The organism is Neisseria sp. P0007.S010 (assembly GCF_051962875.1).
Classification (GTDB): domain Bacteria; phylum Pseudomonadota; class Gammaproteobacteria; order Burkholderiales; family Neisseriaceae; genus Neisseria; species Neisseria subflava_A.
Genome location: NZ_JBQCUX010000009.1, coordinates 74,284 through 99,211 on the forward strand (window position 1 = coordinate 74,284; position 24,928 = coordinate 99,211).

The 24,928-nt window shown below is 45.0% G+C and carries 35 protein-coding genes, 1 pseudogene and 1 CRISPR repeat array; of the genes and pseudogenes, 6 read left to right on the forward strand and 30 right to left on the reverse strand.

The window, feature by feature from the left end:
• The first annotated feature begins 132 nt into the window (after positions 1 to 132).
• From aldA to cas2, 6 genes are all read left to right on the forward strand, one after another.
• Complete coding sequence (gene aldA, locus ACTHR7_RS07905; protein ID WP_070814096.1) at positions 133 to 1,575, forward strand: aldehyde dehydrogenase; 1,443 nt, start codon at positions 133 to 135, stop codon at positions 1,573 to 1,575.
• 179 nt (positions 1,576 to 1,754) lie between these two features.
• The gene (gene lysS / locus ACTHR7_RS07910) at positions 1,755 to 3,266 is read left to right on the forward strand and encodes a lysine--tRNA ligase (protein ID WP_440370628.1); all 1,512 of its coding nucleotides are present in this window, start codon (positions 1,755 to 1,757) and stop codon (positions 3,264 to 3,266) included.
• A gap of 262 nt (positions 3,267 to 3,528) precedes the next feature.
• Positions 3,529 to 4,953 carry an alanine/glycine:cation symporter family protein gene (locus ACTHR7_RS07915; RefSeq protein ID WP_219089149.1) on the forward strand — a complete coding sequence of 475 codons (1,425 nt, stop codon included), beginning with the start codon at positions 3,529 to 3,531 and terminating at the stop codon, positions 4,951 to 4,953.
• A 269-nt stretch (positions 4,954 to 5,222) separates the two neighbouring features.
• Positions 5,223 to 8,465 (forward strand): type II CRISPR RNA-guided endonuclease Cas9, encoded by a 3,243-nt coding sequence (cas9, locus tag ACTHR7_RS07920; RefSeq protein WP_440370629.1) that lies wholly within the window; start codon positions 5,223 to 5,225, stop codon positions 8,463 to 8,465.
• Between the two features lie 66 nt (positions 8,466 to 8,531).
• The gene (gene cas1 / locus ACTHR7_RS07925) at positions 8,532 to 9,446 is read left to right on the forward strand and encodes a type II CRISPR-associated endonuclease Cas1 (protein WP_107867947.1); all 915 of its coding nucleotides are present in this window, start codon (positions 8,532 to 8,534) and stop codon (positions 9,444 to 9,446) included.
• On the forward strand, positions 9,439 to 9,765 hold the full coding sequence (gene cas2, locus ACTHR7_RS07930; protein ID WP_033912916.1) for a CRISPR-associated endonuclease Cas2: 327 nt from the start codon (positions 9,439 to 9,441) through the stop codon (positions 9,763 to 9,765). Before cas1 ends, cas2 begins: the two co-directional genes overlap by 8 nt.
• 63 nt (positions 9,766 to 9,828) lie before the next feature.
• Positions 9,829 to 10,788: direct repeats of the CRISPR family, unit length 36 nt; unit sequence ATTGTAGCACTGCGAAATGAGAAAGGGAGCTACAAC.
• A 46-nt stretch (positions 10,789 to 10,834) separates the two neighbouring features.
• Here cas2 and rplQ read toward each other — a convergent pair.
• The 30 genes and pseudogenes from rplQ to ACTHR7_RS08080 form a co-directional block, all read right to left on the reverse strand.
• The gene (gene rplQ, locus ACTHR7_RS07935) at positions 10,835 to 11,209 is read right to left on the reverse strand and encodes a 50S ribosomal protein L17 (RefSeq protein ID WP_003684792.1); all 375 of its coding nucleotides are present in this window, start codon (positions 11,207 to 11,209) and stop codon (positions 10,835 to 10,837) included.
• A 24-nt stretch (positions 11,210 to 11,233) separates the two neighbouring features.
• Positions 11,234 to 12,220, reverse strand: a complete 987-nt coding sequence (locus ACTHR7_RS07940) for a DNA-directed RNA polymerase subunit alpha (protein ID WP_107867948.1) — start codon at positions 12,218 to 12,220, stop codon at positions 11,234 to 11,236.
• Between the two features lie 25 nt (positions 12,221 to 12,245).
• Positions 12,246 to 12,866, reverse strand: coding sequence for a 30S ribosomal protein S4 (gene rpsD / locus ACTHR7_RS07945; RefSeq protein WP_039863983.1), 621 nt, complete (start codon positions 12,864 to 12,866; stop codon positions 12,246 to 12,248).
• 19 nt (positions 12,867 to 12,885) lie between these two features.
• Positions 12,886 to 13,281, reverse strand: a complete 396-nt coding sequence (rpsK, locus tag ACTHR7_RS07950) for a 30S ribosomal protein S11 (protein ID WP_002216249.1) — start codon at positions 13,279 to 13,281, stop codon at positions 12,886 to 12,888.
• Between the two features lie 19 nt (positions 13,282 to 13,300).
• Positions 13,301 to 13,663: a 30S ribosomal protein S13 gene (gene rpsM, locus ACTHR7_RS07955; protein ID WP_003749295.1), complete on the reverse strand. Its 363-nt coding sequence runs from the start codon at positions 13,661 to 13,663 to the stop codon at positions 13,301 to 13,303.
• A 67-nt stretch (positions 13,664 to 13,730) separates the two neighbouring features.
• Positions 13,731 to 13,844 carry a 50S ribosomal protein L36 gene (gene rpmJ / locus ACTHR7_RS07960; RefSeq protein WP_003697674.1) on the reverse strand — a complete coding sequence of 38 codons (114 nt, stop codon included), beginning with the start codon at positions 13,842 to 13,844 and terminating at the stop codon, positions 13,731 to 13,733.
• A gap of 18 nt (positions 13,845 to 13,862) precedes the next feature.
• Positions 13,863 to 14,081 carry a translation initiation factor IF-1 gene (gene infA / locus ACTHR7_RS07965; RefSeq protein WP_003684714.1) on the reverse strand — a complete coding sequence of 73 codons (219 nt, stop codon included), beginning with the start codon at positions 14,079 to 14,081 and terminating at the stop codon, positions 13,863 to 13,865.
• Between the two features lie 4 nt (positions 14,082 to 14,085).
• A complete protein-coding gene (gene secY / locus ACTHR7_RS07970; protein WP_070645680.1) occupies positions 14,086 to 15,399 on the reverse strand; it encodes a preprotein translocase subunit SecY in 1,314 nt (437 codons plus the stop codon).
• Positions 15,400 to 15,412: 13 nt separating this feature from the next.
• Positions 15,413 to 15,847 (reverse strand): 50S ribosomal protein L15, encoded by a 435-nt coding sequence (rplO, locus tag ACTHR7_RS07975; RefSeq protein ID WP_070645682.1) that lies wholly within the window; start codon positions 15,845 to 15,847, stop codon positions 15,413 to 15,415.
• Position 15,848: 1 nt separating this feature from the next.
• Positions 15,849 to 16,034: a 50S ribosomal protein L30 gene (rpmD, locus tag ACTHR7_RS07980; RefSeq protein WP_003684808.1), complete on the reverse strand. Its 186-nt coding sequence runs from the start codon at positions 16,032 to 16,034 to the stop codon at positions 15,849 to 15,851.
• Positions 16,027 to 16,545, reverse strand: coding sequence for a 30S ribosomal protein S5 (rpsE, locus tag ACTHR7_RS07985; RefSeq protein ID WP_003684704.1), 519 nt, complete (start codon positions 16,543 to 16,545; stop codon positions 16,027 to 16,029). Before rpsE ends, rpmD begins: the two co-directional genes overlap by 8 nt.
• Positions 16,546 to 16,562: 17 nt before the next feature.
• The gene (gene rplR, locus ACTHR7_RS07990) at positions 16,563 to 16,916 is read right to left on the reverse strand and encodes a 50S ribosomal protein L18 (protein WP_070583498.1); all 354 of its coding nucleotides are present in this window, start codon (positions 16,914 to 16,916) and stop codon (positions 16,563 to 16,565) included.
• Between the two features lie 13 nt (positions 16,917 to 16,929).
• Complete coding sequence (rplF, locus tag ACTHR7_RS07995; protein ID WP_004464590.1) at positions 16,930 to 17,463, reverse strand: 50S ribosomal protein L6; 534 nt, start codon at positions 17,461 to 17,463, stop codon at positions 16,930 to 16,932.
• Between the two features lie 13 nt (positions 17,464 to 17,476).
• Entirely contained in the window at positions 17,477 to 17,869 is a 393-nt protein-coding gene (rpsH, locus tag ACTHR7_RS08000; RefSeq protein ID WP_003684738.1) for a 30S ribosomal protein S8, read from the reverse strand.
• 14 nt (positions 17,870 to 17,883) lie between these two features.
• Positions 17,884 to 18,189 carry a 30S ribosomal protein S14 gene (gene rpsN, locus ACTHR7_RS08005; protein WP_003684736.1) on the reverse strand — a complete coding sequence of 102 codons (306 nt, stop codon included), beginning with the start codon at positions 18,187 to 18,189 and terminating at the stop codon, positions 17,884 to 17,886.
• 2 nt (positions 18,190 to 18,191) lie between these two features.
• The gene (gene rplE / locus ACTHR7_RS08010) at positions 18,192 to 18,731 is read right to left on the reverse strand and encodes a 50S ribosomal protein L5 (protein WP_003684750.1); all 540 of its coding nucleotides are present in this window, start codon (positions 18,729 to 18,731) and stop codon (positions 18,192 to 18,194) included.
• A gap of 9 nt (positions 18,732 to 18,740) precedes the next feature.
• Entirely contained in the window at positions 18,741 to 19,064 is a 324-nt protein-coding gene (gene rplX / locus ACTHR7_RS08015) for a 50S ribosomal protein L24 (RefSeq protein WP_036493506.1), read from the reverse strand.
• An 11-nt stretch (positions 19,065 to 19,075) separates the two neighbouring features.
• Positions 19,076 to 19,444: a 50S ribosomal protein L14 gene (gene rplN, locus ACTHR7_RS08020; RefSeq protein WP_002215434.1), complete on the reverse strand. Its 369-nt coding sequence runs from the start codon at positions 19,442 to 19,444 to the stop codon at positions 19,076 to 19,078.
• Between the two features lie 227 nt (positions 19,445 to 19,671).
• Positions 19,672 to 19,935 carry a 30S ribosomal protein S17 gene (gene rpsQ, locus ACTHR7_RS08025; RefSeq protein WP_003684766.1) on the reverse strand — a complete coding sequence of 88 codons (264 nt, stop codon included), beginning with the start codon at positions 19,933 to 19,935 and terminating at the stop codon, positions 19,672 to 19,674.
• Positions 19,935 to 20,126, reverse strand: coding sequence for a 50S ribosomal protein L29 (gene rpmC, locus ACTHR7_RS08030; protein ID WP_003684705.1), 192 nt, complete (start codon positions 20,124 to 20,126; stop codon positions 19,935 to 19,937). Before rpmC ends, rpsQ begins: the two co-directional genes overlap by 1 nt.
• Complete coding sequence (rplP, locus tag ACTHR7_RS08035) at positions 20,126 to 20,542, reverse strand: 50S ribosomal protein L16 (protein WP_003684741.1); 417 nt, start codon at positions 20,540 to 20,542, stop codon at positions 20,126 to 20,128. The genes rpmC and rplP overlap by 1 nt, the downstream gene beginning before the upstream one ends.
• Positions 20,526 to 21,218: a 30S ribosomal protein S3 gene (gene rpsC, locus ACTHR7_RS08040; RefSeq protein ID WP_003684753.1), complete on the reverse strand. Its 693-nt coding sequence runs from the start codon at positions 21,216 to 21,218 to the stop codon at positions 20,526 to 20,528. Before rpsC ends, rplP begins: the two co-directional genes overlap by 17 nt.
• A 9-nt stretch (positions 21,219 to 21,227) precedes the next feature.
• Positions 21,228 to 21,557 (reverse strand): 50S ribosomal protein L22, encoded by a 330-nt coding sequence (gene rplV, locus ACTHR7_RS08045; RefSeq protein WP_440370630.1) that lies wholly within the window; start codon positions 21,555 to 21,557, stop codon positions 21,228 to 21,230.
• An 8-nt stretch (positions 21,558 to 21,565) separates the two neighbouring features.
• On the reverse strand, positions 21,566 to 21,844 hold the full coding sequence (gene rpsS / locus ACTHR7_RS08050; RefSeq protein WP_002215422.1) for a 30S ribosomal protein S19: 279 nt from the start codon (positions 21,842 to 21,844) through the stop codon (positions 21,566 to 21,568).
• A gap of 5 nt (positions 21,845 to 21,849) precedes the next feature.
• A complete protein-coding gene (gene rplB / locus ACTHR7_RS08055) occupies positions 21,850 to 22,683 on the reverse strand; it encodes a 50S ribosomal protein L2 (protein ID WP_003684813.1) in 834 nt (277 codons plus the stop codon).
• A 5-nt stretch (positions 22,684 to 22,688) separates the two neighbouring features.
• On the reverse strand, positions 22,689 to 23,003 hold the full coding sequence (gene rplW / locus ACTHR7_RS08060; RefSeq protein ID WP_440362152.1) for a 50S ribosomal protein L23: 315 nt from the start codon (positions 23,001 to 23,003) through the stop codon (positions 22,689 to 22,691).
• The gene (gene rplD / locus ACTHR7_RS08065; protein WP_440362151.1) at positions 23,000 to 23,620 is read right to left on the reverse strand and encodes a 50S ribosomal protein L4; all 621 of its coding nucleotides are present in this window, start codon (positions 23,618 to 23,620) and stop codon (positions 23,000 to 23,002) included. Before rplD ends, rplW begins: the two co-directional genes overlap by 4 nt.
• Positions 23,620 to 24,264, reverse strand: coding sequence for a 50S ribosomal protein L3 (gene rplC / locus ACTHR7_RS08070; protein WP_070695179.1), 645 nt, complete (start codon positions 24,262 to 24,264; stop codon positions 23,620 to 23,622). Before rplC ends, rplD begins: the two co-directional genes overlap by 1 nt.
• A 251-nt stretch (positions 24,265 to 24,515) precedes the next feature.
• Positions 24,516 to 24,827 carry a 30S ribosomal protein S10 gene (gene rpsJ / locus ACTHR7_RS08075; RefSeq protein WP_002642322.1) on the reverse strand — a complete coding sequence of 104 codons (312 nt, stop codon included), beginning with the start codon at positions 24,825 to 24,827 and terminating at the stop codon, positions 24,516 to 24,518.
• A gap of 17 nt (positions 24,828 to 24,844) precedes the next feature.
• Positions 24,845 to 24,928 (reverse strand): annotated as a pseudogene (locus tag ACTHR7_RS08080) (hypothetical protein); the annotation flags it as partial.

A 24,928-nucleotide genomic window follows, 5' to 3' on the forward strand; every position in this document is an offset into this window, starting at 1 on the left:
CTCCCTCACCCATCATCTTTTTCTAAAAACTTCCAAATACCTACCATCAACCCACGCTAAATCCTCTTGTATGCCAGACAATTTAGGCATAGACTAAAACTACATCCAACTACAACAACAGGAGAAGGTTTGATGAAACAACTGTCTATGTATATCAACGGCCGCTTTGAAACCGACTTTAACGGCACATGGCGTGATGTATTGAATCCGGCAACCGAAGAAGTCATCGCGCGTGAGCCTAAAGGCGGAAAAGCCGATGTTGATCGTGCCGTTGCCGCGGCCAGAGATGCGCAAACTGCATGGGAGCGTTTGCCTGCCGTTGAGCGCGGCGCATACCTGCGCAAAATTGCCCAAGGCATCCGCGAACGCGCCGACGAGCTAACCGACACCATTGTCGCCGAAGGCGGCAAAACCAAAGATTTGGCACGCATAGAAGTTATGTTCACTGCCGATTATCTCGACTACCAAGCCGAATGGGCGCGCCGTTATGAAGGTGAAATCATCCAGAGCGACCGCCCGCGCGAAAATATTTTATTGTTCAAACGTCCTTTAGGCGTGATCGCCGGCATTTTGCCGTGGAACTTCCCATTCTTCCTGATCGCCCGCAAAATGGGCCCAGCTTTGGTAACAGGCAATACCATCGTCGTCAAACCCAGCAGCGTGACCCCGATCAACTGCCACATCTTTGCTGAAATCGTTCATGCTTCAGGCTTACCGGCCGGCGTATTCAACGTCGTCAACGGCCCTGGCGCAGAAATAGGCAATGCCTTGGCATCGCATCCGCAAGTCGATATGGTCAGCCTGACCGGTTCTGTCGATGCAGGCCGCCAAGTAATGGAAGCCGCCGCCACCAACATTACCAAAGTCTCACTGGAACTGGGCGGCAAAGCCCCTGCCATCGTTTTGAAAGACGCGGATTTGGACTTGGCAGTGAAATCCATCTTGGCTTCACGCGTGGGCAATACCGGCCAAATCTGCAACTGCGCCGAACGCGTGTATGTCCACAGCAGCCTGAAAGACGCATTTATTGAAAAAATGACCGCCGCCATGAAAGGCGTGCGCTACGGCAACCCGGCCGAAGCCGAACCCGGCGCACTGGAAATGGGCCCATTGATTGAAGAACGCGCCGTAAAATCCGTTGCCGAAAAAGTCGAACGCGCAGTTAGACAAGGCGCAACCTTGGTTTGCGGCGGCAAACGTGCCGACGGCAAAGGCTACTTCTTCGAACCTACCCTGCTGACCGATACCGACAACAGCATGGACATCATGAAAGAAGAAACCTTCGGCCCAGTCCTGCCGGTTGCCACTTTCGACACGCTTGACCAAGTCATCGCTTTGGCAAACGACAGCGAGTTCGGCCTGACCAGCTCCGTCTATACCACCAATCTGAATGAAGCGTTTTATGTAACCCGCCGCCTGCGTTTCGGCGAAACCTACATCAACCGCGAAAACTTTGAAGCTATGCAGGGCTTCCATGCCGGTTGGAAAAAATCAGGTATCGGCGGCGCCGACGGTAAACACGGTTTGGAAGAATATCTGCAGACCCAAGTTGTTTATTTAGAAACCGATATCTAACCGCCGATACTGCCCTTCATGAAACAAAAGGCCGTCTGAAACCGATTTTTCAGGTTTCAGACGGCCTTTCTGCCTTTATAGAAAAAAACACCGACATCGCGTAAAATAGAGCCAATTTTTCACTTTATTCAGGCCGTCTGAAAACTCTGGCAGCCTGACTCATTTTTCCGGAAAACACCATGAGCGAACAAAACAATCCGCAAATCGAGCCGCAGTTGGACGAAAACCAAATCATCGCCCTGCGCCGCGAGAAACTGCACAACATCCGCAAAGAACGCAACGCCTACCCTAACGATTTCAAACGCGACAGCTTTGCCGCCGACCTGCACACCCAATACGGTGAAATCAGCAAAGAAGAACTCGACCCGCAAGGCATTCCCGTCAAAGTGGCCGGCCGCATGATGCTCAAACGTCAAATGGGCAAAGCCAGCTTCGCCACCATTCAAGACGTTACCGGCCAAATCCAGCTTTATTTGAACAACAAAGGCGTGAGCCAAGAAGTTTTGGACGACTTCAACCACTGGGACTTGGGCGACATCGTCGGCGCGGAAGGTACTTTGTTCAAAACCAACCACGGCGAATTGACCGTGCGCGTGTCCAACATCCGTCTACTGTCCAAATCCCTGCGTCCGCTGCCGGACAAACACAAAGGCTTGAGCGATCAGGAAACCAAATACCGTCAACGCTACGTCGATTTGATTGCCAACGAAGAATCGCGCAATACCTTCATCAAACGCAGCCAAATCATCCAATCCGTGCGCAATTTCATGGTCAACGAGCATTATTTGGAAGTTGAAACCCCAATGATGCACCCGATTCCAGGCGGCGCAACAGCGAAACCTTTCGTTACCCACCACAACGCTTTGGATATTTCGCTCTACCTGCGCATTGCTCCCGAGCTGTATCTGAAACGCTTGGTTGTCGGCGGTTTGGAACGTGTGTTTGAAATCAACCGCAGCTTCCGTAACGAGGGCATGTCCGTGCGCCACAACCCTGAATTCACCATGATCGAATTCTACGAAGCCTTCTCCGACTACGAACGTATGATGCAAATGGCGGAAGACGTCATCCGCAACGCTTCCCGCGCGGTAAACGGTACGGCAAAAATCAGCTACAACGGCAAAGAAGTCGATTTGGAAAGTCCGTTTGAACGCCTGACCATTCTCGGTGCCATCAAGAAATACAATCCGCACTACACCGATGAGCAGTTGAACGATGAAGAATGGCTGAAAAAAGAAATCGTCAAACACGGCGAAAGCCTGCCTCCGTCTCCGGGTATCGGCAGCCTGCAACTTGCCCTGTTTGAAGGTTGCGCCGAGGGCAAACTGTGGAACCCGACTTTCATCATCGACTACCCTGTCGAAGTGTCGCCATTGGCACGCGCATCCGACAGCAAACCGGGTTTGACCGAGCGCTTCGAGCTTTTCGTTGTCGGCCGCGAACTGGCAAACGGTTACTCTGAGTTGAACGATCCGGAAGACCAAGCCGAACGCTTCAAAGCGCAAGTGGCGCAAAAAGACGCCGGCGACGATGAAGCCATGCACTATGATGCCGACTACATCCGCGCCATGGAATTCGGCCTGCCACCGACAGGCGGCTGCGGCATCGGTATCGACCGCTTGGTAATGTTGCTGACCGATTCGCAAACCATCCGCGACGTGATTCTGTTCCCACAAATGCGTCCCGAATAACGCATTGAAATAAAATCAAGGCCGTCTGAAAACAAGACTCTGTTTTCAGGCGGTCTTTTTGTTCAAATATGTAAAACGGAAGAGTTTAAATCGATAAATCCTTTACACCATAATAATAAAATTACATGATAATCAAAAAGATAATATAAAAAAGAATATGTAAACGTTTTTCAGTTTGTTGACAGTCTGCTAGAATACATCCAGTTACAGACAGCCTCCACACACAGGCCGTCTGAAAATGCAGAAACTCTGAAAGGTTTGTATGGATCAATTTTTCGAACAGCTTCACGGCTTGATAAACGCCATCAACGACCAAATGTGGTCGGGGTTGGTATATATGCTTTTAGGCGCAGGCCTCTTTTTCACCGTTACCACCGGTTTTGTACAATTCCGCCTCTTCGGCCGCAGTATTAAAGAAATGTTGGGCGGCCGCAAACAAGGTGATGATCCGCACGGAATCACACCGTTCCAAGCATTCGTTACCGGCTTGGCCAGCCGCGTAGGCGTGGGCAACATCGCCGGCGTGGCGATTGCCATCAAACTCGGCGGACCGGGCGCGGTGTTCTGGATGTGGGTAACCGCCTTAATCGGCATGAGTTCGGCGTTTGTCGAATCTTCACTGGCCCAACTCTTTAAAGTTCGGGACTACGACAACCACCACTTCCGCGGCGGCCCTGCCTACTACATCACTCAAGGCCTGGGACAAAAATGGCTGGGCGTTTTGTTCGCCCTGAGCCTGATTTTCTGTTTCGGCTTTGTATTTGAAGCTGTACAGACCAATACCATCGCCGATACCACCAAAGCGGCATGGGGCTGGGATCAACACTATGTCGGTGTCGCCCTGGTCATTCTGACTGCCCCTATTATCTTCGGCGGTATCCGTCGCGTATCTAAAGCCGCGGAAATCATCGTTCCGCTGATGGCGGTTTTATATCTCGTCATAGCACTCTTCATCATTGCTACCAATATTTCCCTGATTCCTGACGTGTTCGGTCAGATTTTCTCCAACGCGTTCAACTTCGATTCGGCTGCAGGCGGTTTCCTCGGCGGTCTGATTTCGACCACCATGATGCAGGGTATCAAACGCGGCCTGTATTCCAATGAGGCGGGTATGGGTTCCGCGCCGAATGCCGCCGCCGCTGCCGAAGTGAAACACCCCGTCTCCCAAGGCATGATTCAAATGCTGGGCGTTTTCGTCGATACCATCATCGTCTGCTCATGTACCGCCTTTATCGTCTTGACCTATCAGCAGCCTTACGGCGACCTGAGCGGTGCGGCGTTGACGCAGGCAGCGATTGTCAGCCAAGTGGGTCAATGGGGCGCGGGCTTCCTTGCCGTCATCCTGTTTATGTTTGCCTTTTCAACCGTTATCGGTAACTATGCCTATGCCGAGTCCAACGTCCAATTCATCAAGAGCCATTGGCTGGTTACCGCCGTTTTCCGTATGCTGGTTTTGGCATGGGTCTACTTCGGCGCAGTTGCCAACGTACCCTTGGTATGGGATATGGCAGACATGGCCATGGGCATCATGGCATGGATCAACCTCGTCGCCATCCTGCTCCTGTCCCCGCTTGCCTTCCTGCTGTTGAAAGACTACACAGCCAAGCTGAAAATGGGCAAAGACCCAGAGTTCAAACTCTCTGAACACCCGGGCTTGAAACGCAAAATCAAATCCGATATCTGGTAAAACCAAAGGCCGTCTGAAATTTCAGACGGCCTTTTTAATCCCTGCCATCTAGATAAAACGATGCCCCTTAAAGCAGAAGCCTTAAGGGGCAGAGCGTTGCGGCACATCTTTTCAGACGGCCTTATTGTAGCAACGTTTCTCATTTCGCAGTGCAACAATATGTTCAAATTCTAATTCCAAATCGGCACCCAGTCAAGCATTTCATTTGCATGGAAATACTTACTTAGGATATATTTATATTTACCAAACATCACATTACGGAGAAACTGATGGCTGCATTCAAACCCAACCCAATCAACTACATCCTCGGTCTCGATATCGGCATCGCATCCGTCGGCTGGGCGATGGTAGAAATTGACGAAAAAGAAAACCCCATCCGCCTGATTGATTTGGGCTTGCGCGTATTTGAGCGGGCCGAAGTACCAAAAACAGGCGACTCTCTCGCAGCGGCAAGACGCTTGGCACGCAGTGTTCGCCGCCTGACCCGCCGTCGCGCCCACCGCCTACTTCGAGCCCGTCGCCTATTGAAACGCGAGGGCGTATTACAAGCCGCCGATTTTGATGAAAACGGCTTGATTAAATCCTTACCGAATACACCATGGCAACTTCGCGCAGCCGCATTAGACCGCAAACTGACGCCTTTGGAGTGGTCGGCAGTCTTGTTGCATTTAATCAAACATCGCGGCTATTTGTCGCAAAGAAAAAACGAGGGCGAAACTGCCGATAAGGAGCTTGGGGCTTTGCGTGCAGGTATGAAGAGTAACACTCAAGCCTTAAAGACAGGCAATTTCCGCACTCCGGCCGAATTGGCTTTAAATAAATTTGAAAAAGAAAGCGGCCATATCCGCAACCAGCGCGGCGATTATTCGCATACGTTCAGCCGCGAAGATTTACAGGCGGAGCTGGTTTTGCTGTTTGAAAAACAAAAAGAATTCGGCAATCCGCATGTTTCAGACGGCCTTAAAGAAGGTATTGAAACCCTGCTGATGGCGCAACGCCCTGCTCTGTCCGGCGATGCCATTCAAAAAATGTTGGGGCATTGCACCTTCGAACCGACAGAGCCGAAAGCCGCTAAAAACACCTACACAGCCGAACGTTTCATCTGGCTGACCAAGCTGAACAACCTGCGTATTTTAGAGCAAGGCAGCGAGCGGCCATTGACCGATACCGAACGCACCATACTTATAAATCAGCCGTATAAAAAGAAACTGACTTACGCACAAGCCCGTAAGCTACTGGGTTTAGAAGATACCGCCTTTTTCAAAGGATTACACTATGGTAAAGACAATGCCGAAACCTCAACATTGATGGAAATGAAGGCCTACCATGCCATCAGCCGTGCGCTGGAAAAAGAAGGATTGAAAGACAAAAAGTCCCCATTAAACCTTTCTCCCGAATTACAAGACGAAATCGGCACGGTATTCTCCCTGTTCAAAACCGATGAAGATATTACAGGCCATCTGAAAGACCGTGTACAGCCCGAAATCTTAGAAGCGCTGTTGAAACACATCAGCTTCGATAAGTTCGTCCAAATTTCCTTGAAAGCGTTGCGCCGAATTGTGCCTCTAATGGAGCAAGGCAAACGTTACGATGAAGCCTGCGCTGAAATCTACGGAGACCATTACGGCAAGAAGAATACGGAAGAAAAGATTTATCTGCCGCCCATCCCTGCCGACGAAATCCGCAATCCAGTCGTCTTGCGCGCCTTATCTCAGGCTAGAAAAGTCATTAACGGCGTAGTTCGGCGTTACGGCTCCCCTGCACGTATCCATATTGAAACGGCAAGGGAAGTAGGAAAATCGTTTAAAGACCGCAAAGAAATCGAAAAACGCCAAGAAGAAAACCGTAAAGACCGGGAAAAAGCAGCCGCCAAATTCCGAGAGTATTTCCCCAATTTTGTCGGCGAACCCAAATCCAAAGATATTCTGAAACTGCGCCTGTACGAGCAACAACACGGCAAATGCCTGTATTCTGGCAAAGAAATCAACTTAGGCCGTCTGAACGAAAAAGGCTATGTCGAAATCGACCATGCCCTGCCGTTCTCGCGCACATGGGACGACAGTTTCAACAATAAAGTGCTGGTATTGGGCAGCGAAAACCAAAACAAAAGCAACCAAACCCCTTACGAATACTTCAACGGCAAAGACAACAACCGCGAATGGCAGGAATTTAAAGCGCGTGTCGAAACCAGCCGTTTCCCACGCAGTAAAAAACAACGGATTCTGCTGCAAAAATTCGATGAAGATGGCTTTAAAGAACGCAATCTGAACGATACGCGCTACGTCAACCGTTTCCTGTGCCAATTTGTTGCCGACCGTATGCGGCTGACAGGTAAAGGGAAAAGACGTGTCTTTGCCTCAAACGGACAAATTACCAATCTGTTGCGCGGCTTTTGGGGATTGCGCAAAGTGCGTGCGGAAAACGATCGCCATCACGCCTTGGACGCAGTCGTCGTTGCCTGCTCGACCGTTGCCATGCAGCAGAAAATTACCCGTTTTGTACGCTATAAAGAGATGAACGCGTTTGACGGCAAAACCATAGATAAAGAAACAGGAGAAGTGCTGCATCAAAAAACACACTTCCCACAACCTTGGGAATTTTTCGCACAAGAAGTCATGATTCGCGTCTTCGGCAAACCGGACGGCAAACCCGAATTTGAAGAAGCCGATACCCCCGAAAAACTGCGTACCCTGCTCGCAGAAAAATTATCTTCTCGCCCCGAAGCCATACACGAATACGTTACACCACTATTTGTTTCGCGCGCGCCTAATCGGAAGATGAGCGGGCAAGGCCATATGGAGACCGTCAAATCCGCCAAACGACTGAACGAAGGCATCAGCGTGTTGCGCGTACCGCTGACACAGTTAAAACTGAAAGACTTGGAAAAAATGGTCAATCGGGAGCGTGAACCTAAGCTATACGAAGCGCTGAAAGCACGGCTGAAAGCACATAAAGACGATCCTGCCAAAGCCTTTGCCGAGCCGTTTTACAAATACGATAAAGCAGGCAACCGCACTCAACAGGTAAAAGCCGTACGCATAGAGCAAGTACAGAAAACCGGCGTATGGGTGCGCAACCATAACGGTATTGCCGACAGCGCAACCATGGTGCGCGTAGATGTGTTTGAGAAAGGCGGCAAGTATTATCTGGTACCGATTTACAGTTGGCAGGTAGCGAAAGGGATTTTGCCGGATAGGGCTGTTGTTGCTTATGCAGATGAAGAGGACTGGACTGTAATAGATGAAAGCTTCAGATTTAAATTTGTACTTTATGCCAATGATTTGATTAAAGTTCAGCTTAAAAAAGATAGTTTTTTAGGTTATTTTTCAGGATTAGATCGAGCCACAGGAGCTATTTCTCTTAGAGAACATGATATGGAAAAATCGAAAGGTAAAGACGGTATATATAGAATCGGTGTCAAAACCGCCCTTTCATTCCAAAAATACCAAATTGATGAACTGGGCAAAGAAATCAGACCATGCCGTCTGAAAAAACGCCCACCTGTCCGTTAAATTAAACTATCCCTGTTTCAAACGGCCTGAAGCAGGGATTTTTTATATAAAAATAAGGGGGAAAATATGACTTGGCGCAGCCTGCTCATTCAAAACGGCGGCAAACTATCCTTGCAACGCCGACAACTGCTGATTCAACAAAACGGCGAGTCCCATACCGTACCATTAGAAGACATCACCGTTATCATCATCGAAAACCGAGAAACCCTGATTACTGCCCCACTCCTATCAGCCTTAGCCGAATATGGCGCAACCTTACTGACATGTGACGAACAGTTCCTGCCCTGCGGACAATGGCTGCCTTATGCCCAATATCACCGCCAACTTAAAATCCTCAAGCTGCAGCTGAATATAAGCGAACCCTTAAAAAAGCAAATCTGGCAACATATCGTCCGTCAAAAAATCCTGAATCAAGCATTTGTCGCAGACGAAACAGGCAATGATCTTGCAGCCAAACGGCTGCGCACTTTGGCATTCGAAGTCCGTTCAGGCGATACAGGAAACCGTGAAGCCCAAGCTGCCGTCCTCTACTTCCAAGCCCTCTTTGGAGAAAAGTTTACCCGTAATGACAACAACGCCGTCAATGCTGCATTGAACTACACCTACGCCGTACTCCGTGCAGCAGTAGCACGCGCCCTGACCTTATATGGTTGGTTGCCTGCATTAGGCTTGTTTCATAGGAGCGAACTAAATCCATTCAACCTCGCCGATGACTTTATCGAACCCTTACGCCCATTGGCCGACCTGGTCGTTATACATTTGCATGAACAAGGCCGTCTGAAAACTGATCTGACCCCTAACATCAAACAAAACCTTATCAAGACCCTTCACTGTCAAATCTGTATCGAACGACAACATTTCAGCACCTTGGCTGCCATAGACAAAATGATTTCCTCATTTCAAGCCAGCGTAACCGATAAAAACGCCAAACAGCTGAAACTGCCTGAAATCTTGCCATTGAAAGAATACCAATATGAGTGAGGCCAAATTTATGAGGATTATCGTCTTCTTCGACCTACCGGTCACCACAGCGGCAAAGCGCAAAGCCGCCAATCAATTCCGCCAGTTTCTATTAAAAGATGGATACCAAATGCTCCAACTTTCTGTATACAGCCGTATTGTCAAAGGTCGAGACTCGTTGCAAAAACACCACAATAGGCTATGTGCAAACCTACCGCAAGAAGGTTCAATCCGCTGTTTGGAAGTAACAGAAAAGCAATATGCCACCATGAAACTGCTGTTGGGAGAGCTGAAAACCCAAGAAAAAAGGGTAAATTCCGACCAACTATTATTATTTTAAGCTCATTTTATTAGACAAAATAAAACGGGAAACCCTTATAGAATAAGGATTTCCCATCGAAGTATTGTAGCACTGCGAAATGAGAAAGGGAGCTACAACTTTCGATGGCAACGCCTATACAGAAAAAGGATTGTAGCACTGCGAAATGAGAAAGGGAGCTACAACAAGAGGGAAGCCAGACGGCCTTTACCATTAATTGTAGCACTGCGAAATGAGAAAGGGAGCTACAACGCACAATCCAAAGCAATCAGGCATGAAAAAATTGTAGCACTGCGAAATGAGAAAGGGAGCTACAACGCGGTTTTCTTTCGGTTTTTCATTATCGATATTGTAGCACTGCGAAATGAGAAAGGGAGCTACAACTAATTATGTTCCCGCGCGCGCGCGTACTACATTGTAGCACTGCGAAATGAGAAAGGGAGCTACAACTCATCAAGAATGGCATATACTGAACTTTTAATTGTAGCACTGCGAAATGAGAAAGGGAGCTACAACGCCGGGAAATGTCACCATATCTTTCAACCAATTGTAGCACTGCGAAATGAGAAAGGGAGCTACAACCGCCGAAGTAGTAGCTCGCTTTATCTTCAGATTGTAGCACTGCGAAATGAGAAAGGGAGCTACAACTGTTGTAGGTCAGTTATATCTACCCCTCCCATTGTAGCACTGCGAAATGAGAAAGGGAGCTACAACAAATCGGCCAGTCATAGATATCGACAGGCGATTGTAGCACTGCGAAATGAGAAAGGGAGCTACAACCAGCAATGTTAGCTATCGATACTGGTGTAAATTGTAGCACTGCGAAATGAGAAAGGGAGCTACAACTCTATCATTAATTTTTTTGTTTAAGGGTTGATTGTAGCACTGCGAAATGAGAAAGGGAGCTACAACGCTAGGTAGTACACGGATAACTACAGTGTAATTGTAGCACTGCGAAATGAGAAAGGGAGCTACAACTGCCTCTTCTTTGGATATGCTACAAGTATCATTGTAGCACTGCGAAATGAGAAAGGGGCTATCCAAATAAAAAAGCACCACCTAAACAGGTAGTGCTTTCATATTAATTTGCTTATTCAGCAGAATCAGCTGCTTTATCAACCAATTCAACCAATGCCAAAGGAGCATTGTCGCCTTTACGGAAACCGTATTTCAGTACACGAACATAGCCGCCGTTACGAGCAGCAAAGCGTGGACCCAATTCGTCAAACAATTTAACTACAACATCACGATCGCGAGTGCGGTCAAAAGCCAAACGACGGTTTGCCAAAGAAGGTTTTTTACCCAAGGTAATCAAGGGCTCAACTACGCGGCGCAATTCTTTTGCTTTAGGCAAAGTTGTCACGATGGTTTCGTGAGTCAACAAGGAATTCGCCATATTGCGCAGCATCGCAGCACGGTGGCTGCTAGTACGGTTTAATTTGCGGTTGCCATTACGATGACGCATGTCATTATCCTTTAATCTTCAAACTTACGGCTTTTCTAAGCCTACAGGCGGCCAAGCTTCTAATTTGGAACCTAATGTCAGACCTTTAGAGGCCAACACTTCTTTGATCTCATTCAAAGATTTACGACCCAAATTAGGGGTCTTGAGAAGCTCGGTTTCAGTACGTTGAATCAAATCGCCAATATAGTAAATATCTTCAGCTTTCAGACAATTAGCTGAACGTACGGTTAATTCCAAATCATCTACAGGACGCAGCAAGATAGGATCGATAGGAGGAGCTTTTTCTTCAACCTCTTCAACCGGAGTACCTTGTAGATCTGCAAAAATAGACATTTGGTCAATTAAGATACGTGCGGCACTACGTACAGCCTCTTCTGGATCAATAGAACCATTGGTTTCAATATCCAAAACCAATTTATCCAAATCCGTGCGTTGCTCTACGCGTGCAGGTTCAACTTCAAAGCTAACACGACTGATGGGCGAAAAGCTCGCATCCAACTGAATCGCACCAATCTGTTTGTTCTCATCACGCAATACGCGACGGCCTGAAACAGACTGATAACCACGACCTTGCTCTACTTTAATTTCCATGTCGATTTGGCCATTGTCAGCCAAGTGGCAAATAACATGTTCAGGATTGATGATTTCCACATCGTGTGGCAAATCAATATCACCGGCTACAACTGCACCGGCACCTGTTTTCTTCAAAGTCAACTGAACTTGGTTACGACCGTGAAGCTTGAATACGATACCTTTAATGTTCAAGAGAACGTCAACAACATCCTCTTGAACACCATCAATAGTAGAGTATTCGTGCAATACACCGGAAATAACTACTTCAGTTGGGGCAAAGCCATTCATGGATGACAGTAAGATACGACGCAAAGCATTACCTAAAGTATGACCAAAACCACGTTCAAATGGCTGCATAGACACCTTGGCCCGAGTTGGAGACAAGGTATCTACATCGATTTGACGAGGTTTCAAAAATTCGGTTGTGCTATTTTGCATTTAACTGTCCCTCATTGAGCTAGCATTATTTAGAGTAGAACTCTACCACCAGCTGTTCATTAATATCGCCAGACAATTCTGAGCGATCCGGCATATTTTTGAATACGCCTTCCAATTTGTCGGCATCAACAGATACCCAGCTTGGCAAGCCAATTTGAGTGGCCAGGCTCAATGCTTCTTGGATACGTACTTGTTTCTTAGCTTTTTCACGAACAGCTACAACATCACCTGCTTTAACTTGGAAAGAAGGGATATTAACAACTTGACCGTTTACGACGATAGCTTTGTGAGAAACCAATTGACGTGCTTCGGCGCGAGTAGAGCCGAAACCCATACGGTAAACGACATTGTCCAAACGAGACTCCAGCAATTGCAGCAGCAATTCACCGGTAGAGCCTTTACGACGAGCTGCTTCCGCGAAGTAACGACGGAATTGACGCTCTAATACGCCATAAATACGACGGATTTTTTGTTTTTCACGTAATTGCAAACCGTAGTCTGACAAACGTGGTTTTTTCGCACCGTGTTGACCAGGTGCAGAATCCATTTTACATTTGGAATCCAAAGAGCGACGTGCACTCTTCAAAAACAGATCCGTACCTTCGCGACGTGCTAATTTACATTTAGGGCCAATATAACGTGCCATGTTTTAAATCACTCCAATATTAAATACGACGTTTTTTAGGCGGACGGCAACCGTTATGAGGCAACGGGGTAACGTCAGTAATGCTGGTAATCTTGAAACCAAGAGCGTTTAAAGCACGTACAGAAGATTCGCGACCAGGGCCAGGGCCTTTAATGCGAACTTCTAAATTTTTAACGCCATATTCTTGGGCAACTTTACCAGCTGCTTCTGCTGCAACTTGTGCTGCAAATGGTGTACTTTTACGAGAACCTTTAAAACCAGCGCCGCCAGAGGTAGCCCAAGACAATGCATTGCCTTGACGGTCAGTGATTGTAATGATGGTATTGTTGAAAGATGCATGAACGTGCACAATACCTTCGCTTACGGTTTTACGTACTTTTTTACGTACACGCGAAGCTGTGTTTGCTTTAGCCATTAATCAAATTCCTTAAAATTTATTTCTTACCGGCAATCGCTTTGCGCGGACCTTTACGGGTACGAGCATTTGTGCGAGTGCGTTGACCACGACAAGGCAAGCCACGACGATGACGGAAGCCACGATAGCAACCCATATCCATCAGTCGTTTAATGCTCATCGTTACTTCACGACGCAAATCGCCTTCAACTTCATATTTAGCAACTTGCTCACGCAAAGCGTCTAATTGAGCCTCGTCCAAATCTTTTGCTTTAGTAGTAGGAGCAATATTTGCTGCCTCACAAATCAATTTAGCACGAGTCGCACCAATACCATAAATAGCCTGAAGGCCAATTACGATATGGGCATTATTAGGGATATTTACCCCTGCAATACGAGCCATATTTTTTCCTTTTTAGGGCAAAGTATGTCACTATACCACAAAATCAATAGTTAAGAAAACTAGCTTCTTAACCTTGACGTTGTTTGTGACGTGGGTCAGTACAAATTACGCGAACTACACGATTACGACGAATAATCTTGCAATTGCGACAAATTTTCTTTACAGAAGGTTGTACACGCATTTTATTTCCTTTTATCGTTTATCTTGCTCGGAAAACAATCCGAGCACGGGTTAAATCATAAGGAGTTAATTCAACTGTTACCTTATCACCTGGAGAAATACGGATATAGTGCATCCGCATTTTGCCAGATATATGACCAAGTACTACATGATCATTTTCCAGTTTTACTTTAAATGTTGCATTGGGCAAAGTCTCAAGGATTTCGCCCTGCATCTGTATGGTATCTTCTTTAGCCATAAGCCTACTTACGTGACAAAGATTTCATATCTGGACGACTCATCAAGTCTTCATACTGACTACTCATTCGATATGAATTGATTTGTGTCCTAAAATCCATTGTAACGACAACCAAAATGAGCAGAGATGTTCCACCTAAATAGAAAGGAACCTTCAATGCCGTCGTTAAAAATTCAGGTATCAGACAGATTGTAGTAATGTACAAAGCACCAAACAATGTCAGTCTTAGTACCACTTTTTCCAAATATCTAGAGGTTTGCTCACCTGGGCGAATACCTGGCACAAATGCACCACTCTTCTTCAAATTTTCAGCCATCTCTTTAGGGCTAAATACTAAAGCAGTATAGAAATAGCAGAAGAAGATGATAGTTGTGGCAAATAATACAATATACAAAGGCTGTCCGTGTTGCAGCATTGCAGCAACCTTATGAAGAACAGAATTCGTACTATTTGAACCAAACCAACCTAAAAGTGTAGATGGAAATAAAATGATACTGGAAGCAAAAATAGGAGGAATAACACCTGCCATATTTAGCTTGAACGGCATATGAATGCTTTGTCCCGGCATCATTCCAGAGCCAAACTGTCTTTTAGCATAATGCACAGGAACTTTACGCTGAGCACTCTCAAAATAGACTACAGCATAGATCAACAGCAAAATACCAATCACAATTGATACCGCCATCAACATACTCATAGAGCCTTGTTCAGTCAAAGTTAGCATCCGAACAATACCGGATGGAATACCCGATACAATGCCTGCTGTAATAATTAAAGAAATACCATTACCAATACCACGCTCGGTAATTTGCTCCCCTAACCACATCAGAAACATAGTACCTGTAACCAAACAGACTACTGTAGAAATATGAAACTCAAGCGAACTCGTTACAACAACACCTTGTTGATAAACAAATGTTGCAACACCAAAGCTTTGCAATACAGCCAATAATACCGTCCCATACCTAGTATATTTCGTAATTATTTTTCTACCAGCCTCACCTTCCTTCTTCAAAGCTTTTAAAGAAGGAACAATTTCAGAAGCAAGCTGAACAATAATTGATGCCGAAATATAAGGCATGATACCAATTGCAAATATACTAAAGCGCTCCAACGAACCACCCGAGAACATATTTAACATTCCGAATATGCCGTTTGCAGCGCCTTCGTATAACTTAGCTAATGCAACAGCATCTACGCCCGGTACCGGTATATGAGCACCAATACGGAAAACGACTAAAGCACCTAAAAGGAACACCAGACGTTTTTTCAGATCACCAAATTTGGATAATCCTGATAAAGATTGTTGATTAGCCACTGTAGTGCAAGCCTTATTCTTCTACTTTACCACCGGCAGCTTCAATAGCAGCTTTAGCACCTTTAGTAGCTTTTACACCTTTCAAGGTAACTGCTTTTGAAATTTCACCAGAAGCAATAACTTTTACATTAGAAGCAGTTGCAGAAATCAGACCAGCTTGTTTAAGAACCAAGACATCAATCTCGTTCACAGCAATCAGATTTAATTCACTCAAACGAACTTCAGCATTAGCGGCTGCAGTCAAAGATTTGAAACCACGTTTTGGCAAACGACGTTGCAAAGGCATTTGACCGCCTTCAAAACCTACCTTGTGGAAGCCACCAGAACGGCTTTTTTGACCTTTATGACCACGACCACCTGTCTTACCCAAGCCGCTACCAATACCACGGCCTACACGACGACTAGCGTGAGTAGCACCCTCAGCAGGTTGAATAGTATTCAAAAACATATTAAGACTCCACTTTCAACAAGTAGCTGATCTTATTGATCATGCCACGGTTTTCAGGGGTATCCAAAACCTCCACAGTATGCTCACGGCGGCGTAAACCTAAACCACGAGCACATGCACGATGAGATTCAATTGTACCGATCAGGCTCTTAACCAATGTAACTTTAATCTTTTTTTGCTCAGTCATGGTTAGCTCCCAAAATATCTTCTACTGTCAAGCCACGTTTAGCAGCAATATCAGCAGGGGTATACAGTTTAGACAAACCGTCTAATGTAGCACGTACAATATTGTAAGGGTTAGTAGAACCATGTACTTTAGCTGAGATGTTATGGATACCCATAGCATCAAATACTAAACGCATTGGACCACCAGCTTTTACACCGCTACCTTCTTTAGCAGGTTGCATAAATACCTTAGTAGCACCATGACGACCAATAACTTCATGATGAATAGTACCGTTTTTCAAAGGCACTTTAATCATAGAGCGTCGAGCTTGATCCATTGCTTTTTGAACAGCAACTGGTACTTCTTTTGATTTACCTTTACCCATACCGATGCGACCATCACCATCACCAACAACAGTCAGTGCAGAGAAAGCCATAATACGGCCACCTTTAACTACTTTAGTCACGCGATTAACTGCGACCATCTTTTCAATCAGGCCGTCACCGCGTTCTTCAATTTCATGTTTTGCCATCTGAAAGTCTCCAAATATTAGAAGCTTAAACCATTTTCACGTGCAGCTTCAGCCAAAGCTTTCACACGACCGTGATATTGGAAACCTGAACGGTCAAAAGCAACTTTTTCAACACCCACTGCTTTAGCTTTTTCAGCAATACGCTTACCAACTACAGCTGCTGCTTCAACGTTGCCACCTGATTTCAGGCTACTACGTACTTCAGCTTCCAATGTAGAGGCTTGAGCCAATACTTTATCACCTTCAGCACTAATTACTTGAGCATAAATATGATTATTGCTGCGGAACACACATAATCTTACCATTTTCAAGTCCGCAATACGCGCACGGGTTTTGCGTGCACGACGGAGTCGGGTTGTATGTTTATCCATTAGTGAACCTCAATTATTTTTTCTTGGCTTCTTTCATCACTACTACTTCACCTACATAACGAACACCTTTACCTTTATAAGGCTCAGGAGAACGGAATGCACGAATTTCAGCAGCGACTTGGCCAACCACTTGTTTATCTGCACCAGTCAAAACGATTTCTGTTTGGCTAGGAGTTTGAACGGAAACACCTTCAGGCATTTCATATACGATTGGATGAGAGAAACCCAAAGACAGGTTCAAAACTTTACCTTGAGCTTGGGCACGATAACCCACACCAATCAATTGAAGTTTTTTCTCAAAACCTTCAGAAACTCCCTTAACCATGTTATTAACCAATGCACGAGCAGTACCAGACATAGCATTAGCCTGTTTACTGTCATTTTTTGCAGCAAAAGTCAATTTACCATCGTTCAGTTCAATAGCAACATCGGAATGCAAAGGAAAAGACAATTCACCGTTTTTACCTTTGATAACCAATGCATCTGTTCCGAATTTTACTTCTACACCAGCAGGAACAGTCACTGGGTTTTTTGCGACGCGTGACATTTACTTTTCTCCACTAGGCTACGATGCACAACAACTCACCACCCACACCCTCAGAACGGGCTTTGCGATCAGTCATTACACCTTTAGAAGTACTAACAATAGCGACACCCAGGCCATTCATTACGCTAGGGATCTCACTTGATGCTTTGTAAATACGCAAACCTGGACGTGAAACACGTTTAATTTGCTCAATCACAGGACGACCTGCATAGTATTTCAATTGAATTTCCAATACCGGTTTTGCATCAGCAGAAACCGCAAAATCCTCGATATAACCTTCTTCTTTCAGAACTTTTGCAATTGCACATTTCAGTTTAGAGGAAGGCATGGCAACTGCTGCTTTATTAGCACGTTGCGCATTGCGAATACGAGTCAACATATCGGAAATAGGATCATGCATACTCATTATTTATACTCCTATTACCAGCTAGCTTTAACAACACCAGGGATCTCGCCACGCATAGCGATTTCACGGATTTTAATACGGCCCAAACCAAATTTACGGAAAGTGCCACGAGGACGACCTGTTAAAGCACAACGACGACGTTGACGTACAGGTGCTGCATTACGAGGAATGGATTGAAATTTCAAACGTGCTTCAAAACGTTCTTCTTCAGTCGCATTAGCATCATTAATAACAGCGAAAATTGCCTCACGTTTAGCTGCAAACTTTTTCGCCAATGCTTGACGTTTCAGTTCACGATTAATAAGTGCTTTCTTAGCCATGATTATCCTTTAAACGGAAACTTGAACAGTGACAACAAAGCTTTCGCTTCTTCATCAGTTTTTGCAGTAGTTGTAATAGTAATATTCAAACCACGCAAAGCATCGATTTTATCGTATTCAATTTCCGGGAAAATAATTTGCTCGCGAACGCCCATATTGTAATTGCCACGACCATCAAATGATTTACCGCTTACACCACGGAAGTCACGTACGCGAGGCAATGCAATAGTAATCAAACGATCTAAAAATTCAAACATTTGATCACGACGCAATGTTACTTTGCAACCAACTGGATAGTTATCACGGATTTTAAAACCAGCGATAGATTTACGAGCAACAGTCACAACTGGTTTTTGACCAGCAATTTTCTCTAAATCAGAAACAGCGTGTTCCATAACTTTTTTATCAGCAACAGCTTCACCCACACCCATATTCAAGGTGATTTTTTCAATACGTGGAACTTCCATTACTGATTTGTAACCAAATTGTTTAACCAATTCAGGAACAACTGTATCTTTATAAAACTCTCTCAAACGAGCCATGTTATCTCCTTATGCTCCAATGATAGAGCCATTTGACTTGAAGAAACGAACGCGTTTAACTTTGCCTTCATTTTCAATCAGCTTAATACCAACACGGTCTGCTTTATTAGTTTCCGGATTCAGGATTGCAACATTAGAAATATCCAAAGGCATTTCTTTAGTAATAATACCACCCTCAATACCGCGCATTGGATTAGGTTTTTGATGGCGTTTTACAACATTAACACCCTCAACAACAACTTTATCACCCAACACTCGAACTACTTGACCTTGCTTACCTTTATCTTTACCGGTAATCACTACAACCTGATCGCCTTTAATGATTTTATTCATCGCGCTATTCCTTATAATACTTCAGGCGCCAATGAAACGATTTTCATAAATCGCTCAGTACGCAATTCACGGGTTACCGGACCAAAAATACGAGTACCCAGAGGTTCAAGTTTATTATTCAACAACACAGCAGCATTGTTATCGAATTTAATTAACGCACCATCAGGACGACGCACACCCTTAGCAGTACGAACAACTACCGCATTGTATACATCACCTTTTTTGACACGACCACGTGGGGCTGCATCTTTAACTGCAACTTTAATAATATCGCCAACAGAAGCGTAGCGACGCTTAGATCCGCCTAATACTTTGATGCACATTACGCGACGCGCACCAGAGTTATCAGCCACATCTAAGATGGTCTGCATTTGAATCATATTAGTACCTTTAAATTAACCAACTTAATTTACCACTTTCATATAACTTGCATCTTACTTTAAGCTGCTTATTAAATGAAACCATCACGGTTCTAGTAAACCAGTCTTGGATCCCGAAGGGAGAGAAACTTCCATAAGAAGCTGGAAGATAAGAAACGAAGTTTACACGCAAATTAACTTTGCTGCAAGACTTCGTTTCTTATTAAGCTACATTACTGTGTTTTAAGTCAAACAGTACGCGCTTTCTCAACCAATTCTTTTACAACCCAAGACTTGGTTTTTGACAAAGGACGAGATTCCTCGATTACCACTACATCACCAATGCCATATTGATTGTTTTCATCATGAGCATGGATTTTAGTTGATAAACGAATAATTTTACCGTACAGAGGATGTTTAACTTTACGCTCAACCAATACTGTAACAGTTTTGTCCATTTTGTCGCTTACCACTTTGCCTTGCAAAGTACGAACATTTTTAGCTTCGCTCATTACTTAGCACCTTTTTCAGTTAAAATGGTTTTAATACGAGCAATATCGCGACGTACACGTTTCAACTCGCTAGATTTACCCAACTGACCGGTTGCATTTTGCATGCGTAAGCCAAACTGAGCTTTCAACAAGTCCAACAAATCAGAGTTTAATTGCTCAATAGATTTGTCTTTCAATTCATTTGCTTTCATTATTGACCCACCTGTCTTACTACAAAGGTTGTAGGAATAGGCAATTTGGCAGCGGCCAATTCAAATGCTTCACGAGCCAAAGACTCAGGAACACCGTCCATTTCGTACAATACTTTGCCTGGTTTAACTTCAGCAATGTAATATTCCACATTACCTTTACCGCCACCCATACGAACTTGGATAGGTTTCTCAGTAATTGGTTTATCAGGGAATACACGAATCCAAATACGACCGCCACGTTTAATATGACGAGTCATAGTACGACGAGCAGCTTCGATTTGGCGGGCAGTCAAACGACCACGACCTACGGCTTTCAAACCGAACTCACCGAAACTTACTTTGTTACCGCGAGTAGCAATACCGGTATTACGACCTTTTTGTTGCTTGCGATATTTCAGTCTAGTTGGCTGCAGCATTACGTCCACCTGCCTTTCTTTGTTTCTTCTCATGCTCAGGTTTAGAAGATTTAATATTACCTTCTGTATAAACCCAAACTTTCAGACCCAGCACACCATAAGTGGTGTGTGCTTCGCTAGTTGCATAATCTACATTCGCACGCAAAGTATGCAAAGGCACACGACCTTCACGGTACCATTCGCTACGAGCGATATCTGCACCATTCAGACGGCCTGAAGTCATGATCTTGATGCCTTTAGCACCAGAACGCATTGCATTTTGCATTGCACGTTTCATAGCGCGACGGAATTGAACACGTTTTTCAAGCTGCTGGGCAATACCATCAGCAATGATTTGTGCATCCAATTCAGGACGACGAATCTCTTCAATATTTACATGAACAGGCACACCCATCAAAGCTTGCAAGTCACGCTTCAAGATTTCAATATCCTCACCTTTTTTACCAATAACCACACCTGGACGAGCAGAGTGAATGGTAATACGTGCAGATTTAGCAGGACGCTCGATCACTACGCGACCAACTGAAGCATTAGCCAGTTTTTTACGCAAGTAGTTACGAACATCAATATCTTGTTTCAAAACAGTAGAAAAGTCGGTGCTTTTAGCAAACCATTTTGAAGCCCAGTCTTTAGTTACCGCCAGGCGAAAGCCTGTAGGGTTAATCTTTTGTCCCATAGCTTTTCCTTAGTTGCCCACTGTCACATTAATATGACAAGTTTGTTTCTCGATGCGGTTACCGCGACCTTTGGCACGAGCTTGGAAACGTTTCAAGCTTGGGCCTTTGTCAACAAAGATAGTTACCACTTTCAGTTCGTCAATGTCAGCACCATTGTTGTGCTCGGCATTGGCGATTACTGATTCCAATACTTTTTTAATCAGCTCAGCACCTTTTTTAGGGCTGAATGCCAAGATATTCAAAGCTTGGGCAACGTCTTTACCACGAATCAAATCAGCCACCAAACGAGCTTTTTGAGCTGAAATACGGGCGTTTTTATGTTGTGCACTTACTCTCATGATTCACCTTATTTCTTTTTAGCCTTTTTATCAGCCAAGTGGCCTTTAAAGGTACGGGTCAATGAGAACTCACCTAATTTATGACCAACCATATTGTCGCTGATGAACACAGGCACGTGAGTGCGACCGTTGTGAACAGCGATAGTCAGACCGATAAAATCAGGCAAAATGGTAGAACGACGTGACCAAGTTTTAATTGGGCGTTTGTCGTTGCTTGCACGAGCAGCATCTACTTTTTTCAGCAAATGCAGGTCTACATATGGGCCTTTTTTTAATGAACGAGCCATACTAATTAACCTTTATTTGAGTAACGACGACGAACAATCATGTTATCCGTGCGTTTGTTATTACGAGTGCGGTAGCCCTTAGCAGGAGTACCCCATGGGCTAACCGGTTCGCGAGCCTCACCAGTACGGCCTTCACCACCACCATGTGGGTGATCAACAGGGTTCATTACAACACCACGAACGGTCGGACGAATACCACGCCAGCGGTTAGCACCAGCTTTACCGATTTTTTTCAGGCTTTGTTCTTCGTTACCAACTTCACCGATAGTTGCACGGCAATTTACGCTAATTTTGCGCACTTCACCAGAACGCAAACGAACTTGTGCGTAAGCACCTTCTTTTGCAAGCAATACCGCAGAAGCACCAGCAGAACGCGCAATTTGCGCGCCTTTACCTGGTTTCATTTCGATACAGTGAATAGTTGTACCAACAGGAATATTGCGGATCGGCAGAGTGTTACCTACTTTGATAGCAGCCTCAGCACCGGAAACCAATACTGCACCTGCTTGAATACCACGAGGAGCAATGATGTAGCGACGCTCACCATCTGCATAGCACAACAGTGCGATAAATGCAGTACGGTTAGGGTCATATTCGATACGCTCTACTTTTGCAGGGATACCGTCTTTGTTACGTTTAAAATCTACTACGCGGTAATGATGTTTATGGCCACCACCTTTATGACGGGTAGTAATATGACCATTGTTGTTACGACCGGCAGTAGAATTTTTCTTTTCGAGCAGAGGTGCATAAGGTGCACCTTTGTGCAAACCTTCTGTTACCACGCGAACCATGCCGCGACGGCCTGCAGAGGTCGGCTTCATTTTAACGATTGCCATTTTGTTTATTCCTTATCTGCAGCTGCAGCAGCGGCTTCCAAATCCAACTCTTGACCGGCAGCCAGACTTACATAAGCCTTTTTAACATCGCTGCGACGACCTAAAGTGCGACCAAAACGTTTAACTTTACCTTTAATGGTAACAGTAGTAACGTTTGCAACTTGAACGCCGAACAACAACTCAACGGCTGCTTTAATTTCAGGTTTGGTTGCATTTGCCAAAACTTTAAACGTCATTTGGTTACGTTTTTCAGCCAATACGTTGCTTTTTTCAGAAACGATAGGTGCCAAGATTACTTGAGTCAAACGTTGTTGATTCATACCCATTGCTCCTCTAATTGTGCAACTGCATCTTTAGTGATAACGACTTTTTTGTAACGCAGCAAGCTGTAAGGATCAACTTGTTGAGCTTCCAAAACCAATACGTTAGGCAAGTTGCGTGAAGCCAAGTAAACATTCTCGTCGAGCTGTTTAGTTACAAACAGAACTTGCTCCAAACCCAAATTTTTCACTTGTTCAGCAAAAACTTTGGTTTTAGGAGTTTCAGTAGTCAATGCTTCGATTGCAAACAAACGTTCATCACGAGCCAATTGGGACAAAATAGTCGCCATACCGGCACGGTACATTTTACGGTTCACTTTTTGAGTGAAGTTTTCATCTGGTTTGTTTGGGAATGCACGACCACCTTTACGCCACAGCGGAGAAGAAGTCATACCGGAACGAGCACGACCGGTACCTTTTTGGCGCCATGGTTTTTTAGTAGAGTGGTTTACTTCGGCACGAGTTTTTTGAGCACGATTACCAGAACGGGCATTTGCCAAGTAAGCAGTAACCAGTTGGTGAACCAGAGCTTCATTGTATTCACGAGCAAACAAAGCATCAGAAACAGCCAAGCTGCCAGATACTTGTCCTTTAGCGTCAATTACTTTCAATTCCATTACGCACCTACTTTCACGCTAGGACGAACCACGACGTCGCTGTTAACCGAACCCGGAACAGCACCTTTAACCAACAAGAGTTGGCGTTCAGCATCAACACGTACAACTTCCAATTTTTGAACAGTTGCTTTAGTGTTACCGTATTGACCTGCCATACGCTTACCAGGGAACACGCGACCAGGGTCTTGTGCCATACCGATAGAACCAGGAACACGGTGAGAACGGGAGTTACCGTGGGAAGTACGTTGAGCACCGAAGTTATGACGTTTAATCGTACCAGAGAAACCTTTACCTTTAGAGGTACCGGTTACATCTACCAATTGACCAACTTCAAACATAGAAACGGTAATTTCATCACCGGCTTTCAATTCAGCCAGTTTTTCTTCAGTCAAAGCAAACTCAACCAAACCGCGACCAACTTCAACACCTGCTTTAGCAAAGTGACCGGCTTCAGTTTTGTTGACACGATTAGCTTTTTTCTGACCAAAGGTAACTTGTACAGCAGTGTAGCCGTCAGTATCTTTGGATTTCACTTGTGTAACGCGGTTGGCAGACATATCCAAAACGGTTACCGGAACAGAAACACCCTGTTCATCGAACACGCGAGTCATACCAACTTTGCGTCCAACCAGACCTAAAGTCATGATTATTTTCCTTTTAAGTAAAGGGGCGGGCTACGATTGGCCTGCCTTTCAGACAAAGTTAAACTTGATACGGATGTACCAAGTCCGCCATTATAATTGACAAATCAAAGAAATATCAACAAAAATTTCAATTTTACTTCTTAAACCCATCATTTTTTTCGGATGAAGTGTTGCCAAATATCTGAAAATTTTCAGACGGCCTAAGAATTCTATAAAAAACCGAACAGCCAAGCTGTTCGGTTTTTTAGTTCTTATTGAACTTTAATTTCTACATCCACACCTGCTGGAAGATCCAGTTTCATCAGTGCATCAGTAGTTTTGTCAGTCCAATCCACGATGTCCATCAGACGCAAGTGGGTACGGATTTCCAATTGTTCACGAGAAGTTTTGTTCACGTGAGGAGAACGCAAGATGTTGAAACGTTCGATTTTAGTTGGCAAAGGAATCGGACCTTTAACAACAGCGCCAGTACGTTTGGCAGTTTCAACAATTTCTTGCGCAGAACGGTCAATCAGACTGTAATCATAAGCTTTCAGGCGGATACGGATTTTTTGGTTTGCCATTTATCAATATCCCTCAATTAAGCAATTACAGAAGAAACCACACCCGCACCTACGGTACGACCACCTTCGCGAATCGCAAAGCGCAGACCTTCTTCCATAGC

Bases quoted from the DNA above. Each gene is read 5' to 3' on its own strand.
- aldA (WP_070814096.1), top strand. From the start codon at position 133: ATGAAACAACTGTCTATGTATATCAACGGCCGCTTTGAAACCGACTTT.
- lysS (WP_440370628.1), top strand. From the start codon at position 1,755: ATGAGCGAACAAAACAATCCGCAAATCGAGCCGCAGTTGGACGAAAAC.
- ACTHR7_RS07915 (WP_219089149.1), top strand. From the start codon at position 3,529: ATGGATCAATTTTTCGAACAGCTTCACGGCTTGATAAACGCCATCAAC.
- cas9 (WP_440370629.1), top strand. From the start codon at position 5,223: ATGGCTGCATTCAAACCCAACCCAATCAACTACATCCTCGGTCTCGAT.
- cas1 (WP_107867947.1), top strand. From the start codon at position 8,532: ATGACTTGGCGCAGCCTGCTCATTCAAAACGGCGGCAAACTATCCTTG.
- cas2 (WP_033912916.1), top strand. From the start codon at position 9,439: ATGAGTGAGGCCAAATTTATGAGGATTATCGTCTTCTTCGACCTACCG.
- rplQ (WP_003684792.1), bottom strand. From the start codon at position 11,209: ATGCGTCATCGTAATGGCAACCGCAAATTAAACCGTACTAGCAGCCAC.
- ACTHR7_RS07940 (WP_107867948.1), bottom strand. From the start codon at position 12,220: ATGCAAAATAGCACAACCGAATTTTTGAAACCTCGTCAAATCGATGTA.
- rpsD (WP_039863983.1), bottom strand. From the start codon at position 12,866: ATGGCACGTTATATTGGCCCTAAATGTAAATTAGCACGTCGCGAAGGT.
- rpsK (WP_002216249.1), bottom strand. From the start codon at position 13,281: ATGGCTAAAGCAAACACAGCTTCGCGTGTACGTAAAAAAGTACGTAAA.
- rpsM (WP_003749295.1), bottom strand. From the start codon at position 13,663: ATGGCTCGTATTGCAGGGGTAAATATCCCTAATAATGCCCATATCGTA.
- rpmJ (WP_003697674.1), bottom strand. From the start codon at position 13,844: ATGCGTGTACAACCTTCTGTAAAGAAAATTTGTCGCAATTGCAAGATT.
- infA (WP_003684714.1), bottom strand. From the start codon at position 14,081: ATGGCTAAAGAAGATACCATACAGATGCAGGGCGAAATCCTTGAGACT.
- rplO (WP_070645682.1), bottom strand. From the start codon at position 15,847: ATGTTTTTGAATACTATTCAACCTGCTGAGGGTGCTACTCACGCTAGT.
- rpmD (WP_003684808.1), bottom strand. From the start codon at position 16,034: ATGACTGAGCAAAAAAAGATTAAAGTTACATTGGTTAAGAGCCTGATC.
- rpsE (WP_003684704.1), bottom strand. From the start codon at position 16,545: ATGGCAAAACATGAAATTGAAGAACGCGGTGACGGCCTGATTGAAAAG.
- rplR (WP_070583498.1), bottom strand. From the start codon at position 16,916: ATGGATAAACATACAACCCGACTCCGTCGTGCACGCAAAACCCGTGCG.
- rplF (WP_004464590.1), bottom strand. From the start codon at position 17,463: ATGTCACGCGTCGCAAAAAACCCAGTGACTGTTCCTGCTGGTGTAGAA.
- rpsH (WP_003684738.1), bottom strand. From the start codon at position 17,869: ATGAGTATGCATGATCCTATTTCCGATATGTTGACTCGTATTCGCAAT.
- rpsN (WP_003684736.1), bottom strand. From the start codon at position 18,189: ATGGCTAAGAAAGCACTTATTAATCGTGAACTGAAACGTCAAGCATTG.
- rplE (WP_003684750.1), bottom strand. From the start codon at position 18,731: ATGGCTCGTTTGAGAGAGTTTTATAAAGATACAGTTGTTCCTGAATTG.
- rplX (WP_036493506.1), bottom strand. From the start codon at position 19,064: ATGAATAAAATCATTAAAGGCGATCAGGTTGTAGTGATTACCGGTAAA.
- rplN (WP_002215434.1), bottom strand. From the start codon at position 19,444: ATGATTCAAATGCAGACCATCTTAGATGTGGCTGATAACTCTGGTGCG.
- rpsQ (WP_003684766.1), bottom strand. From the start codon at position 19,935: ATGAGCGAAGCTAAAAATGTTCGTACTTTGCAAGGCAAAGTGGTAAGC.
- rpmC (WP_003684705.1), bottom strand. From the start codon at position 20,126: ATGAAAGCAAATGAATTGAAAGACAAATCTATTGAGCAATTAAACTCT.
- rplP (WP_003684741.1), bottom strand. From the start codon at position 20,542: ATGCTGCAGCCAACTAGACTGAAATATCGCAAGCAACAAAAAGGTCGT.
- rpsC (WP_003684753.1), bottom strand. From the start codon at position 21,218: ATGGGACAAAAGATTAACCCTACAGGCTTTCGCCTGGCGGTAACTAAA.
- rplV (WP_440370630.1), bottom strand. From the start codon at position 21,557: ATGAGAGTAAGTGCACAACATAAAAACGCCCGTATTTCAGCTCAAAAA.
- rpsS (WP_002215422.1), bottom strand. From the start codon at position 21,844: ATGGCTCGTTCATTAAAAAAAGGCCCATATGTAGACCTGCATTTGCTG.
- rplB (WP_003684813.1), bottom strand. From the start codon at position 22,683: ATGGCAATCGTTAAAATGAAGCCGACCTCTGCAGGCCGTCGCGGCATG.
- rplW (WP_440362152.1), bottom strand. From the start codon at position 23,003: ATGAATCAACAACGTTTGACTCAAGTAATCTTGGCACCTATCGTTTCT.
- rplD (WP_440362151.1), bottom strand. From the start codon at position 23,620: ATGGAATTGAAAGTAATTGACGCTAAAGGACAAGTATCTGGCAGCTTG.
- rplC (WP_070695179.1), bottom strand. From the start codon at position 24,264: ATGACTTTAGGTCTGGTTGGACGCAAAGTTGGTATGACTCGCGTGTTC.
- rpsJ (WP_002642322.1), bottom strand. From the start codon at position 24,827: ATGGCAAACCAAAAAATCCGTATCCGCCTGAAAGCTTATGATTACAGT.